At 38.6% G+C, this 17,572-nt stretch carries 18 protein-coding genes; 7 read left to right on the top strand and 11 right to left on the bottom strand.

What is annotated here, in order from left to right:
- Positions 1 to 22 precede the first annotated feature (22 nt).
- From R2Q84_RS21305 to R2Q84_RS21290, 4 genes are all read right to left on the bottom strand, one after another.
- Positions 23 to 1,429, bottom strand: coding sequence for an alkaline phosphatase PhoX (locus R2Q84_RS21305; RefSeq protein WP_316818625.1), 1,407 nt, complete (start codon positions 1,427 to 1,429; stop codon positions 23 to 25).
- Positions 1,430 to 1,582: 153 nt separating this feature from the next.
- Positions 1,583 to 2,137: a thioredoxin family protein gene (locus tag R2Q84_RS21300; protein WP_316818624.1), complete on the bottom strand. Its 555-nt coding sequence runs from the start codon at positions 2,135 to 2,137 to the stop codon at positions 1,583 to 1,585.
- A gap of 62 nt (positions 2,138 to 2,199) precedes the next feature.
- Complete coding sequence (locus R2Q84_RS21295) at positions 2,200 to 2,406, bottom strand: helix-turn-helix transcriptional regulator (RefSeq protein WP_316818623.1); 207 nt, start codon at positions 2,404 to 2,406, stop codon at positions 2,200 to 2,202.
- 10 nt (positions 2,407 to 2,416) lie between these two features.
- Positions 2,417 to 2,758: a hypothetical protein gene (locus tag R2Q84_RS21290; RefSeq protein WP_316818622.1), complete on the bottom strand. Its 342-nt coding sequence runs from the start codon at positions 2,756 to 2,758 to the stop codon at positions 2,417 to 2,419.
- A 235-nt stretch (positions 2,759 to 2,993) separates the two neighbouring features.
- Here R2Q84_RS21290 and R2Q84_RS21285 point away from each other — a divergent pair, with 235 nt between their 5' ends.
- Together R2Q84_RS21285 and R2Q84_RS21280 are read left to right on the top strand one after the other, a co-directional pair.
- On the top strand, positions 2,994 to 3,398 hold the full coding sequence (locus R2Q84_RS21285) for a hypothetical protein (RefSeq protein ID WP_316818621.1): 405 nt from the start codon (positions 2,994 to 2,996) through the stop codon (positions 3,396 to 3,398).
- Between the two features lie 40 nt (positions 3,399 to 3,438).
- A complete protein-coding gene (locus R2Q84_RS21280; RefSeq protein WP_316818620.1) occupies positions 3,439 to 4,854 on the top strand; it encodes a PLP-dependent aminotransferase family protein in 1,416 nt (471 codons plus the stop codon).
- Here the strand turns inward: R2Q84_RS21280 and R2Q84_RS21275 are convergent.
- From R2Q84_RS21275 to R2Q84_RS21265, 3 genes are all read right to left on the bottom strand, one after another.
- On the bottom strand, positions 4,851 to 5,585 hold the full coding sequence (locus R2Q84_RS21275; RefSeq protein ID WP_316818619.1) for an SDR family oxidoreductase: 735 nt from the start codon (positions 5,583 to 5,585) through the stop codon (positions 4,851 to 4,853). The two genes, R2Q84_RS21280 and R2Q84_RS21275, sit on opposite strands and share 4 nt — an antisense overlap.
- A gap of 70 nt (positions 5,586 to 5,655) precedes the next feature.
- Complete coding sequence (locus tag R2Q84_RS21270; protein WP_316818618.1) at positions 5,656 to 6,318, bottom strand: Crp/Fnr family transcriptional regulator; 663 nt, start codon at positions 6,316 to 6,318, stop codon at positions 5,656 to 5,658.
- Complete coding sequence (locus tag R2Q84_RS21265) at positions 6,284 to 6,715, bottom strand: SRPBCC domain-containing protein (RefSeq protein ID WP_316818617.1); 432 nt, start codon at positions 6,713 to 6,715, stop codon at positions 6,284 to 6,286. Before R2Q84_RS21265 ends, R2Q84_RS21270 begins: the two co-directional genes overlap by 35 nt.
- Before the next feature lie 111 nt (positions 6,716 to 6,826).
- Here R2Q84_RS21265 and R2Q84_RS21260 point away from each other — a divergent pair, with 111 nt between their 5' ends.
- Both R2Q84_RS21260 and R2Q84_RS21255 read left to right on the top strand, forming a co-directional pair.
- Positions 6,827 to 7,957 carry a DEAD/DEAH box helicase gene (locus R2Q84_RS21260; protein WP_316818616.1) on the top strand — a complete coding sequence of 377 codons (1,131 nt, stop codon included), beginning with the start codon at positions 6,827 to 6,829 and terminating at the stop codon, positions 7,955 to 7,957.
- A gap of 135 nt (positions 7,958 to 8,092) precedes the next feature.
- Positions 8,093 to 10,954 carry a sugar-binding domain-containing protein gene (locus R2Q84_RS21255; protein ID WP_316818615.1) on the top strand — a complete coding sequence of 954 codons (2,862 nt, stop codon included), beginning with the start codon at positions 8,093 to 8,095 and terminating at the stop codon, positions 10,952 to 10,954.
- A 51-nt stretch (positions 10,955 to 11,005) separates the two neighbouring features.
- Here the strand turns inward: R2Q84_RS21255 and R2Q84_RS21250 are convergent, their stop codons facing one another.
- Together R2Q84_RS21250 and R2Q84_RS21245 are read right to left on the bottom strand one after the other, a co-directional pair.
- Positions 11,006 to 11,383 carry a GreA/GreB family elongation factor gene (locus R2Q84_RS21250; RefSeq protein ID WP_316818614.1) on the bottom strand — a complete coding sequence of 126 codons (378 nt, stop codon included), beginning with the start codon at positions 11,381 to 11,383 and terminating at the stop codon, positions 11,006 to 11,008.
- Between the two features lie 87 nt (positions 11,384 to 11,470).
- Positions 11,471 to 11,962 carry a hypothetical protein gene (locus R2Q84_RS21245; RefSeq protein WP_316818613.1) on the bottom strand — a complete coding sequence of 164 codons (492 nt, stop codon included), beginning with the start codon at positions 11,960 to 11,962 and terminating at the stop codon, positions 11,471 to 11,473.
- 469 nt (positions 11,963 to 12,431) lie between these two features.
- Here R2Q84_RS21245 and R2Q84_RS21240 point away from each other — a divergent pair, with 469 nt between their 5' ends.
- Positions 12,432 to 13,025, top strand: coding sequence for a DUF4142 domain-containing protein (locus R2Q84_RS21240; RefSeq protein WP_316818612.1), 594 nt, complete (start codon positions 12,432 to 12,434; stop codon positions 13,023 to 13,025).
- Here the strand turns inward: R2Q84_RS21240 and ligD are convergent.
- Entirely contained in the window at positions 13,008 to 15,503 is a 2,496-nt protein-coding gene (gene ligD / locus R2Q84_RS21235; protein WP_316818611.1) for a DNA ligase D, read from the bottom strand. The genes R2Q84_RS21240 and ligD overlap by 18 nt on opposite strands.
- Positions 15,504 to 15,524: 21 nt before the next feature.
- A complete protein-coding gene (locus R2Q84_RS21230; protein ID WP_316818610.1) occupies positions 15,525 to 16,289 on the bottom strand; it encodes a Ku protein in 765 nt (254 codons plus the stop codon).
- 138 nt (positions 16,290 to 16,427) lie between these two features.
- Here R2Q84_RS21230 and R2Q84_RS21225 point away from each other — a divergent pair, with 138 nt between their 5' ends.
- Both R2Q84_RS21225 and R2Q84_RS21220 read left to right on the top strand, forming a co-directional pair.
- A complete protein-coding gene (locus R2Q84_RS21225; protein WP_316818609.1) occupies positions 16,428 to 17,123 on the top strand; it encodes a YdcF family protein in 696 nt (231 codons plus the stop codon).
- Positions 17,124 to 17,247: 124 nt separating this feature from the next.
- Positions 17,248 to 17,526 (top strand): hypothetical protein, encoded by a 279-nt coding sequence (locus R2Q84_RS21220; protein ID WP_316818608.1) that lies wholly within the window; start codon positions 17,248 to 17,250, stop codon positions 17,524 to 17,526.
- The last annotated feature ends 46 nt before the right edge of the window (positions 17,527 to 17,572 follow it).

Here is a 17,572-nt window from a genome sequence, read left to right as displayed (position 1 = left end):
AGCAATATACAGATCGATTGTGTTAACCTTTCTTCCTGATATTTTTCCAGGGGCCATTTATAGCTAATGTAACCCCGGGTGTTTGGATATTGATGAATAAGGTATTGCCTGATGGCGAAAATACCGGACCTGCAAATTCTGAATTAGGGAAACCAACGTTCTTTGCAATAACGTAAGTTTTTCCCTCTGGTGTAATGCCAATCACTCTTGGATCTTTCTTATCCTCGCAGATGACCACATCGCCCCATGGAGCTATAGTCAGGTTATCACAGTTCTGAAAAGTCTCTACATTATTAGGTTCCAGAAAGAGTTCAATCACTCCCGGGGCTTTCTTTTCCTCAGGTGTTCCTTCAAATTTACTTGGGGTATACTTAAATATCTGCCCTTTTCTATTCTTCCCTCCATCGGTACAGGCAAAGAACAATTCGTTTTTCCCATACCAAATTCCTTCTCCCCTGGAGAACCTTGCAGCTCCAAGTTTAAATCCTCTTAATCGCAGGTCGCTATCTGGTGCCTCTACATGGGCAAGATCCATCCACTCTACTTCAAACGATTTCTTTTCCGGAAAATGGTTCGTAGTTAAATTTGCATAGTTTCGGGTATCTGCACTTTTCCATTCTTTAATAACCAGGCACTGAAGCTTACCTCCATTATGCAGTTTGCCATAGGTATTAGGGAGATACCTGTAAAAAAGACTGTCTCCTTCATCTTCTGTTTGATAAACGATACCAGTTTTAGGCTGAACTGCAACGGCTTCGTGTGTGAAACGTCCCATAGCCTTTATAGGATGTGGATCAGTGATCCCGATTTTTTCTGTTGCAGGAACCTCAAAGGTAAATCCATGGTCTTTTTCCAAACCATCACTAATTTTCAGGCTACTTTCCTCACAAGTAATCCAGGATTGCCATGGTGTAATACCACCTGCACAGTTCCTTACAGTACCAATTAAACTCAAATATTGGGATTCTACTTTTTGCGTTTTTTCATTGTAAACCACCGTAGTAGTACCACCTACACAGGTATCTTTCCCATGGCCAAAATCATAGATCTTACTTTTATTGATTTTATGGATCAACCCGTTCTTTTCTCCAAAAGGGCCAAGCAAGTCTGCTCCAGGAGAGTTTTCATGGTTTCTAATCAATATAGTTTTTCCACTTCCCGTAGAAAAAGATCCCATGCCATCATACATGCCGGGCACTAAGAGACCGTCATTCATCAGTTGTCCTTTACGGGAAATAATTCTGGATGAAAAACCTTTGGGAAGGCTCAGCGTATCACCGTTCTGATGACTAAGCGGACCAAAGCCTATACTTAAGTCAGCAGTATCAAATAGACCCGTAGCAGCATTAATCGCGTAATGATTTAAACCAACAAACCCCAGACTCACCAGACTGGCATTCTTAATAAAACTTCTTCTTGAACTATCCATATTAAATGTAAAGCTAGCTTTGAAAGATTAAGTTAATATTAATTCCTAAAGAAACCTAACTTAACTAGTCATCCCGGTCTTCACCGGGATAACGACCGCTTTAAAAACAATCTGTCATTGGTAATTTATTTCTGGAAATATAGCTAATTCCAATTAGTAACGCAGCTGGTTCAATAATTCCTGCTGAAAACTTACTCCTTTATCTTGGTTATACCACTTCTGGAGCTCCGTTTTTACAGTTTCGAAATCTGCCTTCTCTGCTGTCAATCTGCTGTACACTTCCTGGCAAGCTACTGGTCTTGGTCCCCAATTCAGTAAATCATTTCCGGCCTCGTCTCTAATGATCAATTTAGGAATAGCCTTACCTCCATTTGTCAGGTATTGTTCAATTAAAAAAGGTTCAGTGTCTCTCAATTGATAAGAAGCAGTAATCAAAGGATTCAACTCTGTTAGCATATGAATAAAGGGCACCATATGGGAAGCATCCCCGCACCAGGGTTCGGTAATAATAATCCATTGCTGTGGTTTGTTGATCTCAGCAATCAATTTGGATAGTATCGGGTCTAATGCACCTGTTTTTAACCAGCGTTGCTGCCGCGACCAGTTCAATTTAGTATAATCCAGATAATCAGCATTGTCGTAAGGAGCGGCTGGATTTGGATTAGAAAGGATATCTTGAAAAAGAGTCTGATATTGTTGAAAGTTCATTTACAAAAATGTCCATTTCTTCTTGCTTTCCTGGTCTTTAAAATGCCATAAAACAAGACTGGCTACCTCCAATCTTTCTCCTCTAACGTAAAAATTTCTTCTACACTGGTATTAAATACAGCCGCAATTTTTAGTACTAATATGCTGGACGGAACAAACTTTCCAATCTCAATTGAATTAATAGTCTGCCGGGAAACATTTATCTTATCTGCCAGCGCAGCCTGCGTAAGGTCATGTTTCGCCCGCTCTACCTTTATTGTGTTCTTCATTAGTTTCAGATTAGGCCATGAAAAAATATAACCTTGAATAGCGGATAACATTTGCCAGGAAAAATACAACAATTAGAAAGTAATTAATAGATATCAAATCAAAAGCAATGATTTGATGTTGATAAAGATTGGAAATAATCAGCTTAAGCGTATACCCAATAATCAATGCAAAAAAAGCAGATGACGCCCTGATGGCACCAGATCTTTCATCTTCGCGAGCTTCGTTAGAAATGAACAAGATAAATAAACCCGATAACAGCGGAATTTCAGCTGTTGAAGACTTAGAAGTACATAGGACCGCAATGCCCAGTACAATCATAAACAACCCAATGTATTTAGTGAATTTCCTCATAACAAAAAGATTAGTACTAACGTCTAAATGTATAGTTTATTTATTTAAAAGACAAATAAACTTGTCTTTTAAATAAATAATTTTGTAAAATATATCCAGGTCGAACATTCTCCTGAAAGTAGAGAAACTCCTATGCCATTACCACAACCACAATAATCTGTACCCTAAAACAATATCATTTCTGTATCTGTAACCATCTCTATTGGTTTCATAATTTTGTTCTAAGAAATAAGTTATGGATGAATTAACTAAAATACCAGGCGACACCAATTATAGGAATGTATACCTCTCCGACCTGCGACAGGTATTGAACATTTATGTGGAAACTGAAACATATCAGGTACCAGAAAAGCATTCGCTTCCGGCTAAAAAACTAACAGAACAGTTTGGATTGCCTCTTGCTATCGTTGAATCTAAGGATGAACTGATCGGATTTGCATCTGCAAAAATGAATGATCTGAAGAAAGTTGAATTTACCTCATACTACAAAAAAGGCATAAGCAAAACTGAAATTCAACCAATACTTGAACAACTGGCCCAAAGTACTTTCAATGCGACTTTCAAAAGTCAGCCACAACCAGAAAAGAAACTCGAATATGCTGCCCAAAAACTAGCAGCATGGTTAAATAAGTGTTTATAATATTTTATATAAATTTACGTCAGACAGCAAACGGGATTAAATGAGAAAGGAAGCTTTATATCTAAAAATAGCAAAGGTAATTGAGGGACAAATTGATAGTGAAACGCTAAGACTAGGTGACAAACTTCCTTCAATCCGAACTATTCAACACACCTATGATGTCAGCATTAATACTGCAAAACAGGCCTTTTTAGAGCTTGAGAGTAAATCACTTATAGAATCAAGACCAAAGTCAGGATATTTCGTTAGCAAAACATCGCGCAGAAAGTTTTCACTTCCAACGGTTGGAAAACTCAAATCTTCTCAGGATGAAAAACACCCGGAAGACCTGATTGGAAGGATATTCGATACACTAAAAGATAAAGAGGTCAGGCAGTTTTCCCTCGGAGTTCCCGACAAAAGTCTATTGCCCATCGCGAAGTTGAACAAAGGAATGATTGCTGCCATCCGCAACCTCAATGATAGTGGCACCAGTTATGAACCTGTACAAGGGAGCATTAATCTTAGAAGAACGATTGCCAAATGGTCACTGGTACTAGATGGCAAACTTACCGAAGACGATATTGTAACCACCTCAGGTACGATGAATGCTATTTACAATTGCCTATTGGCAGTAACACAACGGGGTGATACCATAGCCGTTGAAACTCCGGTATATTTTGGCATTCTGCATGTTGCCAGATCAATGGGACTTAATGTGATCGAAATTCCAAATCATCCGATAACGGGCGTTGATCTGGACGCATTAAAAAAAGTTTTACCACAAATCAAAGCTTGTTGCTTCGTCACCAATTTCAGCAACCCATTGGGCTGCCTGATGCCTGAAGCGCACAAAAAAGAACTGGTAAATATGTTGACTGAGCATAATATTCCATTGATTGAGGATGACCTTTATGGAAATCTATTTTTCGGCACCGCGCGTCCAAAACCTTGCAAAGCATTTGACGAGGCCGGTATTGTATTATGGTGTGGTTCGGTATCAAAAACCCTCGCCCCCGGATACAGGGTTGGCTGGGTGGCACCCGGCAAATTTAAAGACAAAATCATCAGACAGAAACTGTTGCAGACCATCTCAACGCCCAGTTTATATCAGGAAGTAGTTGCTGATTTTATGGAGCACGGCAGGTTCGACCATCACCTACGCACATTAAGGGGTAAATTATATGGCAACTGCCTCAAATTTCAACGCGCCATTGAAGACTATTTTCCTCATAACACCAAAATTTCACAACCTCAGGGCGGCTTTATGTTGTGGCTTGAGCTGGACAAAAAAATTGATGCAGCTAAACTATACGACATTGCCATCAATCAGAAAATAAGCTTTGCACCTGGAAGGATGTTCTCCTTACACAACCAATACAATAATTGTATGCGGTTAAACTTTGGCCTCGAATGGAATGAAAAGTTAGATTTTGACCTCAAACGACTAGGAAATATTGTCAAATCTGCGATCTAACTATCTTTAAGCAGTAGGTCAGCTAAATTTGGTGAAATACGGCTAATCACTTTCAGTAACCTGGTCTTACCAATATAACTTTCATAACGATCTGCACTAAAATCAGCCAAAAAAGCTTTTGTCAAAGCCTCAGCAGTCATTTTACGCTTACCTCTTCCAGCTGTCATAGGAGTATCTATCAATGCTGGAATAATTTCAAAAACTTTGACCGGTGTTTGTTCCAGTTGATAGCGCAGCGTTTTGGTAAAGCTGCGAATAGCAGCTTTTGTACAGCAGTAAACAGGTGCGGATTTTTTCGGAGCTATCGCTAACCCACTACTCACGTTAACAATTGCAGGAAAATCATTATTTAAAATAACCGGCAAAAAGATCGCACAGAGTTTGATCGTTGCTGTTAAATTTACGCTGATTTCCTGTTCAATTTTAATTAAACTATATGGTTCTGATACAAATTCATAGTTATATTGAATTGCAGCATTGTTGATAAGAATGTTTAATTGGGGATAATTGTTTTGTATATAAACCGACAATGCATCAAGATCATTTGGTTGACTGATGTCGCACTGAAAAATAGCTGCTTCCGGACAGATCATTTTCAACTGATGAAGTTTAGTCATATCTCTTGCCACAATAATGACTTGATTCCCCTGTTTGTAAAATTCCTTTGCCAGCGCCAAACCTATACCTGAAGTTCCGCCGGTAATCAAGATGGTGTTCTGAGTTGTTCTCATCCTTATGTATATTATTTGTACAAAGGACGTTGCGTCCCGACACCTTTTCATTTACATAGGTAAAGAAATACTACTTGTATACCAATTTTTTACGAATGCGACTAAGCTGCGTTGCACTGATACCAAGATAAGCTGCAACGTGATATTGTGGGATCATCTGCTCTAAACCAGGATACTGTTGTTGAAAAATAAGGTAACGCTGATCTGCATCTAACAATACAATTTCAATTTCTCTACGTTCTTTATCTACAAAATACAGTTCAGCTAGTCTTCTGCTTAACCTTTCAAGATCCGGACATTCATTATACAATGCTGTAATTGAAGAATAATCTGCAATCCATAGTTTACAGTCGCAAAGTGCCTGTTGGTTAATCTGATTAACTGTTTTACTAACTAAAGACGCATAACCACCAACCATTTGGTCCTGGATAAAGAAGTGCTTATTGTATTCAAAACCCTGCTGATTTCTGTAAAAAGCCCGGATAATTCCATTCGAAAGGAAACCAACTTTTTTACTAAATTCCCCTGCTATCGCAAAGTACTCTCCTTTTTTTAAATCCGACTCGCTAAAAAGTAGATTGAGCCGTTCCCAGGTACTTTCCCGGAGCAACGAAACTGAATTCAGATATAGTTTAAGCGCTTCCAATTTACTGCTATCGGCTGTTTTTAAATCTACAATTTTTAACCTTTTTGACAGACTACGTCTCCAGATATTTTTTAAGTGATTCTCCAATGATAAACGTCCAGCCTGCAGTAAAGCTGGCGACGGCAAAGTTTGGATGATCTTTAGGAAAGCTGTCCAAGCCTTCATGGCTTAGCTTTAACCGTGTTTCCTGTTCTCCTTCTTTAAAAAGCTCCCAGCTAACGACCGAATAACCAGTGTTATGTTCAGGGTAAGTCCAGGTGTAACTGATCTTATTGGGTTCATCTACGAACAGTACTTCGCATACGTGTAGATATTGTTCTTTTTCGTCCCCTCCGGTAAACTGAAATTTGAATCCTTTTTCCGCTTTGAACTCCTCAAGTTCAAAATACCATTCTTTCATCTGATCCCTATCCGTAATTGCTTCCCAGACTTTTTCAATAGGCGCATGATATGTGCACTCTACAATCAGTGGTTTTGTTTCCATAGCATTGGTTTTATTTGAAACTATTGTAAATACAAACATATAGGATCGCATTTTGTTACACAACATGCTACTTGATGTTTTTTACCTATTTTTACCAAAATTTTGAGCAATATGCCTTTTTCATCTTTAGGTCTGTCTCCAGCTTTGCAAAAAGCACTGGAAGATCAGCACTTTACCAAACCTACTCCTATTCAACAAGCAGCTATACCAGCTATATTAAGTAAAAAAGATGTTCTTGGCATTGCAAAAACAGGTTCCGGCAAAACCGCTGGTTATGTTTTACCCATTTTAATGAATCTGCAGCAAACACCAGGTCCCAAAAACCGCCATGCAAACATATTGGTCCTGGTACCCACACGAGAATTAGCAGAACAGGTCAAAAATATTTTCCAGACTTTTAACAGGGCACTTCCCCAACCCCTTAAAATACTGGCAGTCTATGGAGGAGTTTCTATCAACCCTCAAATGATGGGTTTGCAAGGCATAAATGTGCTTGTTGCAACGCCCGGTAGATTGCTGGAACTAGTTGATGCAAATGCGGTGCATTTATCCAGTATTGAAACATTGGTGCTCGATGAAGCAGATAAGATGCTCAATTTAGGATTTAAAGAAGAGGTGAACAAAATCATTGGGTTGTTGCCAGCAAAACGCCAGAATGTATTGTTGTCTGCCACCTTAAGTAATGACCTGCAACACATCCACCAAATTTTACTGCATAACCCGGTAGTCATTAAAATAGAAGCTGAAGAAGATTCACTTGATGATATTACACAAGTTGCCTATATCGTTTCAGAAGAAAAGAAAGGTCCATTTCTACGTTACCTCATCAAACATCACGAAATGAAACAGGTACTGGTATTTGCTTCATCTGTACATCAGGCCGAGGCCATTGTTAACAAGCTTCGTAAAAACAATATTGAAGCCAGAGCCATTCACAGTAAAAAAAGCCAAGGTGCCAGAACGGATATGCTGACTCTTTTTAAATCTGGTAAGCTTAGGGTTTTGGTAGCCACTGATTTAATGGCAAGAGGGATTGATATTGATGCACTACCTTTTGTGATTAACTATGAATTACCCAGATCGCCAAAAGATTATGTTCACCGCATAGGTAGAACCGGACGTGCAGGCGCAGCCGGAGATGCCATTTCACTCGTTAGTCAGAACGAGTTACATCATTTTGAGGTTATCCAAAAGAAAATGGGTAAACAAGTGAACTTAATCGACAGTGAAAATATCCCGTGATAAAATAATCCATCTTTTTTTGTAGAAAGTCCATTTCTAGCATTGATTATTAATAGAATCTTTAGTCGGACCAATAATGTATAATCCCAGGTACATTTCTGCGACTTAATATCTATATTATCAAAAAACACACAAATGAAAAAGATCTTTTTGCCGTTCCATTTTTTAGTATTTATGGTGCTCTGCTTTAGCCTCAATACGCAAGCACAATCCCTCAAAGCTGTTGAACAAATTAACCTCTCAGGCATCTGGGCATTCCAAATAGATTCACTCGACAAAGGGATCTCTGAGAGATGGTACAATCAGAAATTAAAAGAACAGATAAAACTTCCCGGATCCATGACAACCAATGGAAAAGGTGATGAAATTACAATGAACACTCCATGGGCGGGTGACATTATTGACAAGTCCTGGTTTACCAAGAAAGAATATGCTAAATACAGACAGCCAGGAAATATTAAAGTTCCTTTCTGGCTTCAACCAGAAAAGTACTATAGAGGTGCAGCATGGTATCAAAAAACAATAAATATTCCTGCTTCATGGAAAGATAAACATATTCAGTTATTTATTGAAAGGAGCCACTGGGAAACAACTGTGTGGGTAGATGATGTAGAGATCGGTATGGAAAATAGTCTGGGCACCGCTCATTTATTTGATATCGGCAGTAAGCTGACACCGGGGGCCCACCGTTTGACCATTAGAATTGACAACAAAATCAAGTCCTTTAACATGGGAGACAATGCCCATAGTGTATCTGACCACACGCAAACCAATTGGAATGGAATGGTTGGAGAACTGAGTCTTCGTGCGAGGTCAAAAGTGTTTATTTCTGATGTACAGCTTTATCCTGACATCAAAAACAAACAGGTATTGGTAAAAGTTCAAGTGAATAATGTAACAGGCACTTCGAAGGAAGTATCATTAGATTTAACAGCCATCTCAGCGCAATCAGGAGCAGAAAAACTAAAACCTGTAACTAAAAAACTGGCACTTACCGGAAAGGAAAAAACTATAGAAATAGTCTATCCCATGGGAAGCAAACCTCTGCTATGGAATGAATTTCAGCCTAATTTATACGAGATGCGGGTGAACTTGAAACAACAAGGAGCTACAGATCGTAAGAATATATCTTTCGGAATGCGTGAATTCAAGGCTAAGGGCACACAACTGAGTTTAAACGATAAGCTTATCTTTTTACGTGGGGCATTAGACTGCGCTTCTTTTCCTAAAACAGGTTATCCCCCAACTGATGTAGCCAGTTGGACAAAAACTTTTAAAACAATAAAAGCTTATGGATTGAATCACGTAAGGTTCCACTCCTGGTGTCCGCCTGAAGCTGCATTTATCGCAGCCGACCGTCTGGGTATTCTTATACAAGCTGAATGTTCTGCATGGTCAAATGGTAGTAAAGGAGCTGTAATCGGCGATGGTTTGCCTTTAGACAAATATATCTATGAAGAAGCCGAGAAGATGGTTAAAGCCTATGGAAACCACCCTTCTTTTGTGATGATGACCTACGGCAATGAGCCAGGGGGAAAAAATATGGTGAAGTACCTGGTTGATTTTGTCAATTACTGGAAAGCAAAAGACTCCAGAAGAATGTATACTACCGCAGCCGGATGGCCCATAGAAGAAGCGAGTGATTTCCATAACAGTCCGGATCCCAGAATTCAACGTTGGGGAGAGGGCTTAAAGAGTATCATAAACAGCGAAGCGCCAAAATCAGATTATGATTTTACAAATATAATTTCCAAGTGGAACCGGCCTACCGTGAGTCATGAAATAGGTCAATGGTGTGTGTATCCAAATTTTAAAGAAATAAAAAAATATGATGGTATTCTAAAGCCAAAAAACTTTGACATTTTTAAAGACAAGCTGGCTGAGACTGGACTTTCGAAGTTGGCAGATAGTTTTTTTATGGCATCTGGAAAACTACAGGCATTGTGTTACAAAGCTGATATTGAAGCAGCATTACGTACTCCTGGCTTCGCGGGCTTTCAGCTTCTGGGTTTAAATGATTTCCCTGGTCAGGGTACAGCACTTGTTGGTGTTTTAGATCCGTTCTGGGAGTCAAAACCTTATGTTACTGCTGCCGAATACAGCCAGTTCTGTAGCCCCGTTGTACTTTTAGCCAGACTACCCAAAATGGTTTACACTAACAATGAGGAATTAGTTGTACCAATAGAAATTGCGAACTTTGGTCAGGCACCTATAAAAAATGCATTGATTACCTGGGCTCTGGAGTCGGAAAGTGGAGAAAAACTATTTAACGGAAATTTTAAAAGCGAAAGTATCGCTATCGGAAATGCCATAAAAATAGGTACCATTACACAAGCATTGGGAGCGATAAAAAAAGCACAACGTGTTATTTTAAAAACGACCATAGGAAGCAATACAAATACATGGGATTTGTTCATTTATCCGAATGAAGTCGCCTCAACACCTAAAGATATATTGCTTGCCCAAACATTGGATGCGAAAGCCATTGAAACACTTAATCAGGGTGGCAAGGTATTACTTACGCTTAAAAAGGGATCTGTAAAACCTGAGATGGGCGGAAACATACAGATCGGATTTTCAAGCATATTCTGGAATACAGCGTGGACTGCCGGACAGGCACCAACGACTTTGGGTATTTTATGTAACCCGAAACATCCTGCACTGGCCAGCTTTCCAACTCAATACCATAGCAATTGGCAATGGTGGGACGGAATGTCTCATTCCAATGCAATCAAACTTAGTGAAGTTGCAGAAGATCTGAACCCAATAGTAAGGGTGATCGATGATTGGGTAACTGCACGCTCTTTGGGCCTGGTATTTGAATGTAAAATAGGCAAAGGCAAGCTGATCGTTTCGGGCATCGACTTACTTACAAATCAGGATAAACGACCAGAGGCAAGACAATTACGCCACAGTCTCGAAAAATACATGAGCGAAAATAACTTTAACCCGACACATTCCGTAACATTGGAAAAAATACAGCGACTATACAACTAACAAAAAAACGCAGGCCATGATTACTAATCATGGCCTGCGTTTTTTTGTTCCCTATTTTATTCTGGTTACTTCTTCAATGCGATAAGCTTTTACACCTTCCGGCATTTCCCAACGCAATTCCGAACCCTGACTATAACCAACCATTGCCACTCCAATTGGAGATAAAATAGAAATGGTATTGTGCTTGTTTCTCGCCTTTGCCGGTGGAACAATGGTATAGGTAAACTCCTGACCTGATTCCAGTTCCTTTACACGAACTATCGTGTTTACGGTAACAACATCCGCAGGAAGATCCTTATTAAGGATTTGCCTCGCACCACGTAATTCTAACTCTAATTTTTCCTGGTTATACTTACTCAATTTTCTTCTTCTGATATGGTCTTTTAAAAGGTCGAATATTCCCGTTGATAATACAATTGATGTCGTCATAATGATTTAATTTTTAATGATATATTATTTTGATTTGATTATTAAACTGATAAATAAGCTTGCCCCAGGCTGTCTGACCGAGGCCAACTACTCAAAATCCTTAGCTCCTGAGTATTTTGTAGTTTCATATTTTTCATCTAAAATTTTATTCATAAACGACTCCCAATAGCTGGCTTTCTGCTCAAGCTTACTTCTCATCCATTTGTAATCCCTGAATTTGTTGTAAAACGTTATGGTTAACGGATGCTTCCCATGGTCTTCATAATTAACTTCCAATTGAATGCTAAGCCTTTTTTTGATGAGTTTACATTCTCCAACATCATTCATATCCACAATCTGAATAATATTGTTCCCGAGATCGATGAACAACATTTTATTCTTCTGTGTATCGAACCCTAATGTTTTATCCTGAAAATGATCGGTAACAGAAAGTTGCATCTTGTTGCTTGCTGCAACTTGCTTAGGGAACCTATCTAAACGCTCCCCATTGTTTGCTTTCCACTTCCCTATATTTTTAACCAGATAGATGAAGAAAAACAGAAAAAACAGCCCAATAGAAAATACAATATGATCAGACATAAAGAAATAATTAAATGCCCGTATAGCAGATAACAGCCACAGGTTTAATGAATTGAAATAATAATTAGAAGAAAGCTACCCCAGACCTGTTAAAAAGGCTGGGTCTAATTAATAAAGTCTTTACTGCTTTTAAGAAAAGAATCGCCCAACGAGGATTGCAGGGCAAGAAAACGATTAAACATAGCTTTAGCCACTCGCAACTGTTGTGCAAATTGGCTGGCAGATACTATATTTAATTCTTTATACGGATTCATTAGTTTATAAAGGTAGCCCTTATTAACAAGATATAAAAATATAACCTGCTATACCTATATATTATTGCAATATTATGCCAAACGAAATCATATGGGTTTAATTCATTACAACCGATTAAATTCCTTTAAACACTTTAGGAATTAAAAACCTTAAACTCAAAACTATTTTGCTTTTTAACTGTAATTATTAAACCTAACTCTTAATATTTTATATCATGAAAAGAAAAAGTTTACTAACAGCAGCTCTGCTTACTTTTTTAATGATGCAGGCTTGTCAAAGTCCGGAACGTAGGGCAGCAAAAGTTCAATCGGCACCAATTGACTCGGCTTTGGAAAAAGATATTATTACCGATACAACGGGGATAAGCAGAGGTGCGGGGATATCTGTGTTTATGACTGAGGCCGCTACCGAAGGGATGATGAAATTAGAACTAGCAAAAATAGCTGTACAAAAAGCTACAAACCCTAGAATTCAGAAGTATGCTAAAATGGTTGTAAAAGATCACGAAAAAATTGGAGAACGTTTGAAAAAACTTGCTGAGGACAAAAAAATAACGTTACCCACCACCCTACCACAGGCAGACCTGAACCACCTTGATGAACTGCGAAAAATGCCGGCAAACGATTTTGAAAAGCATTTCGTAGACATGATGGTAAAGGGGCATAAAAAAATTCTGGATCTTTATAAGGCAGCAACTACATCAGGTGATACTCCCCTGGAAAGATTTGCCCGGAGTAATTTGAGTAAACTTGAAGCACATTACAAAGGCTCAGTATCTCTTGACAAAAAGCTATACAAGCATTTTTAAGGCTTTCTTAAGGTTATTTTTAACCTGATTGATATCTTTCCATAACTCTCCAATCTCCTTTAGCCGTTTTGTCATATTAAAGATATCAAAATTCTGAATGCTCAAACCTTCTTTAACCTCCTCCCACTTCAGGGGGCTGGAAACTGTAGCACCTGGCTTTGGCCTTACCGAATAAGGCGCTGCTATAGTCTGGCCCCTCCTATTCTGCAAAAAATCAAGATAGATCTTTCCTTTACGCTTAGCAGGGCTGCGCTCCAAACTGGTTGTATCAGGATGTTTTTCAAAAATAAGCTGCCCTATATAATGAATAAATTCCTTCGTAATATCGTAGTCGTAACGCTGACCAACGGGAATAAAAATATGCAGTCCCTTAGAACCTGAAGTTTTAATAAACGATGTGATACCAATTTTATCCAGTATTTTTTTCGCCGTCAAAGCAACAGCAATTGCTTCGTTAAAATCAATGTCATGCGGATCAAGATCGAGGACTGCGAACAAAGGATTTTCCGGCTTTTTATAAGTACTTAGCCATGGGTTAATCTCTATGCAGCCAAGGTTTGCCATCCACAACAATGTCGCTTCATCATTACATACCAGGTAATCAATATCTTTGTCATTGCTTTCAGAATGTAGCGGTGCATACTTTATCCAGGAAGGGATTTTATCCGTATCCAGGTCCTTTTGAAAGAAACCAGGCTTTGTTATCCCATTGGGATGGCGGTTAAGCGATAAAGGCTTATCTTTTAAATATGGCAAAATAAAAGGGGCAACCGACTTATAGTAATCAATCAACTGTCCCTTGCTTATTTTTTCCTTTGGCCAATACAGTTTTGTTAAATTAGTTAGTGCTACTTTTTTCCTTCCAAATTGTTCTACTTTTTCTGTTGCCATATTCTTCTTTTGTTTAAGAGACTCCAATTTATCAACGACCTCGATAACAACTTGCTCTTGTGTTTTATCTACCCGCAACCCTTTAAATACAGGATGACGCAAATGCTGGTCGGCTGTCCATTCCGAATAGCTAACCTCACAAACCAATGAAGGCTTGAGCCAGATAAAGCTTTTTTCTTTAGGTATTGCTTCCTGAACCGGTTTGTTTTTACGGATTAAGGGTTGCATCTGTTTATAAATAGACTGGAGACTATCCTCACTGTAACCTGTTCCACAATTACCTATATAAACAAGCTCATCCCCATCATTGATGGCCAATGCAAGGGCACCAAAGTATTTCCTTTCTCCGGCTGGTTTTGAATAGCCAATTATGACGGCTTCCTGTGTTTGCTGAAACTTAAACTTTAACCATGACTCCGAGCGTTTGCCACTTAAATAAGTACTATTACTATTTTTTGCTATAATTCCTTCCCAGTCTGCTTTTCTGGCTTCTTCAAATAACGCCTTCCCTTCTTCAACTATATGTTTACTATAAACAATTAGCGGATTACCTAATTTACCAATAATCTTGTTTAACAGCTCTTTACGCTTTACCAACGCCATTTGACGGAGGTCGTGACCATTTAACGATAAAAGATCAAACACCCAAAACCTGAGGTCAGCACCTGTCATCTGTTCATTATAATGTTGGAGCAACTGAAAGCTGGTCTTCCCTTGTTTATCGAATACTATGAGCTCACCATCAATTACGGCATCCATTTCCAACTTCATTAAAGCGTTTACCACAACTTCATAATTTGCACTAAAATCAATCCCATTTCTTGAAATCAGTTTTACTGCGCCATTAGCTGTCGTAAAAGCCAAAGCTCTGTAACCATCCAGTTTTCGTTCATATACCCAATCCGGATCGTCAAATACAGAGGCCGACAATTTTGCCTGCATTGGCGCATAGTTATCCCTGGCCTTTTTTTGGGGACGGTCGGAAGGCTCATCATCTACCGATTTTTCAAGAGCAGTTTTCTTACTTTTCTTTTTAAAATCCCACCCGGATTTCTTTATCGCAGCAGATACCAGATCTTCAGCATTAAATTTTTTCCTAACCGCATATTTGTCATCATGCTTGATCAACAACCAGGCATTTTGTTCAGAACTTTTAAGCTTTACCAAAGCAAATTCACCCTTTAAGATCTTTCCTTTCAACTTAAATTTCAGGTTTCCATTCTCCAAGCCACTTCTCAGGTCTTTTTCCGTTCCCTTATCCAGGGCAGTGTAGGTACCTGCGTCAAAAATGTTAACTACGCCTCCACCATAATTCCCTGCCGGTATCTCACCTTCAAATGTTCTGTAATCATATGGATGATCTTCAACCATCATCGCCAAACGCTTATCAGCCGGATTTAATGAAGGACCTTTCGGAACCGCCCAACTTTTAAGCACACCATTCATCTCCAGCCTGAAATCATAATGTAAATGAGAAGCGTGATGTCTTTGCACGACAAAACTCAAGGCTTTACCTTTTGCTTTACCGACAACAGGCTCCTTAGTTTTAGTAAAATCCCGTTTTTGTCTATATTTATCCAACGACATCGCTCAACACATTAAATTTTATCAGGCTCTTTTATTCAAGCTTTCCATCAGCTGTTCATATAAATCATCGCTGGTTGCCTTTTTAGGTGTGATTTTCTTGACTGTTGCACGCTTTCCTTTTGCTTTAGCCTTAATAATTTTCAGCAATTCTTTACTGTAATCATTTTTAAAAGCATCAATATTAAATGAACTGGTATATTGTTTTATGAGCGCCAGACCTACCTGTAATTCTTTTGGATTAATATTTATCGCCTCCTTAAGTTGTACTTCAGTGGTATCTCTAATCTCTTCCTGAAACCTGATTTTGGTAATTATGATGATATCATTCATGGGGTGAATCACACAAAGGTGCTCAGTATTTCTCAATACAAAACGTGCGATACCAGCCATTTTTGATTTTCCCAATGCTTTAAGCAATAATGCATATGCTTTTTTCCCCTGAGGTTCAGGCTGACTGTAATAAGTCGTTTCATAATATATAGGATTAATCTCCGCTATATTCACAAAATTCTCGATCTCTATCAGCTTCGTTTTTTCAGGTTTTACTTCTTCAAAATCATGGTCATCCAAAACGATGTATTTATCGTTTAAGAGATACCCTTTTACGATATGCTCATATGGTACTTCCTTATGCGTATTTTCATTAATTCTTTTGAATCTGATATTGGAATGATCCCTTCCATCCAGCATATCAAGATCAAGTGAACTGCTCTGCACCCCGGAAAACAGTTTTACAGGTATGTTTACCAAACCAAAACCAATTGCACCTTTCCATATTGATCTCATATTCCAACCGTTTAAGTAAACCACAAATACGTTATCTACATTAAGAACAAGCAGTCTCCCAAAAGGTTCACTAAAATATTTTCTTCCAACTGTAGCAAATCTGAAGGTTTCTGCGTCTATGTAGAAATTATCTAACATATGTCAGAAGAATTACATCGGGAAATTTCAAAAACCCCTTCAAGTCCTGTTATGGATGCGTCATTAATTTCGGCGTTAACAGCATTATGTTTCCAGGAGGAAAGCATTGTAAAATCGGACCTGCTTTTTGTTTTCGGATCAAATGTTCAACACAGGGAAATTGCGCATATCATTAGATACATGCTGGACAGGGAACTTGCAAACCAGGTTTTAATTACCGGAGGAATTGCGAATTACAACGGGTCTTTCTATAAAAAACAAGCTGAATCTGAACAGATCAAATCCTATATCCCACTTGAAAAGTATATGAATAAAAAAATATATACTGAAAAGAAGTCGAAAAATATCATTGAGAATATCATTGAGGCAAAGAAAATTGTAGACTTTGAAAACATCAACAGTATGACCTTTTTATCGCATTCTTATGCGTCAACAAGAGCAGCCCTTTCCTTAAAGAGATTTTTTCCTAATGTTCAGTTACACTGTATTCCCTTACCGCTACCTACTGATTTCCTGAAATATCCGGTCAGCAGACCAATGTGGTCTAAAACAGAATATGGAAGAAAACTTGTGTGGGGAGAGTACTTAAGACTGCAAACTTATGGATCCCGGGGAGACTTCCCTATTGAGGACATCCGGGATGCTCTTGATCAGGTTAAGAGCCTATCTGAACAAAAATCTCTATCCGTAGCATAAACACCTTATAGTTATTCAATAAGATTAGCATAGTTGTGAACTTTTATCTATTTTAGCTAAAACGAACCAAATCAACTACATACTACGCTAGCAGTATAACGCTTAACCCTATTATGACTATCACATGCTGAAAATGGACACCATGCTAACAGCGAACAATCCCCGGCAATTGCCTAATAAGAATGGCTATATCCAAAATGGAAATAACGACGTTTTTCTTGAAGTCCATGGCCCATCCAGCCATATGCGCGTTCATAAAATCTGGCGCTGGGTCCTGGCTGCAATTTTTGTTTTAGGTAAGGTATTTCTCGGCTTTGCTATTTTTTATTACCTGGAAAGTAAACAGGCAGAAGCACAAATTCACGAACTAAAAATGGAATTGATGCAAATTAAAAAAAGATAACAACAACAAAGCCCATGCATAAAAAACATGGGCTTCGTTGTTGTTA

The organism is Pedobacter nyackensis (assembly GCF_032678475.1).
Classification (GTDB): Bacteria; Bacteroidota; Bacteroidia; order Sphingobacteriales; family Sphingobacteriaceae; genus Pedobacter; species Pedobacter nyackensis_A.
The sequence above is the reverse complement of the archived record's forward strand: the minus strand, read 5'-3'. Positions and strand labels throughout refer to the sequence as shown.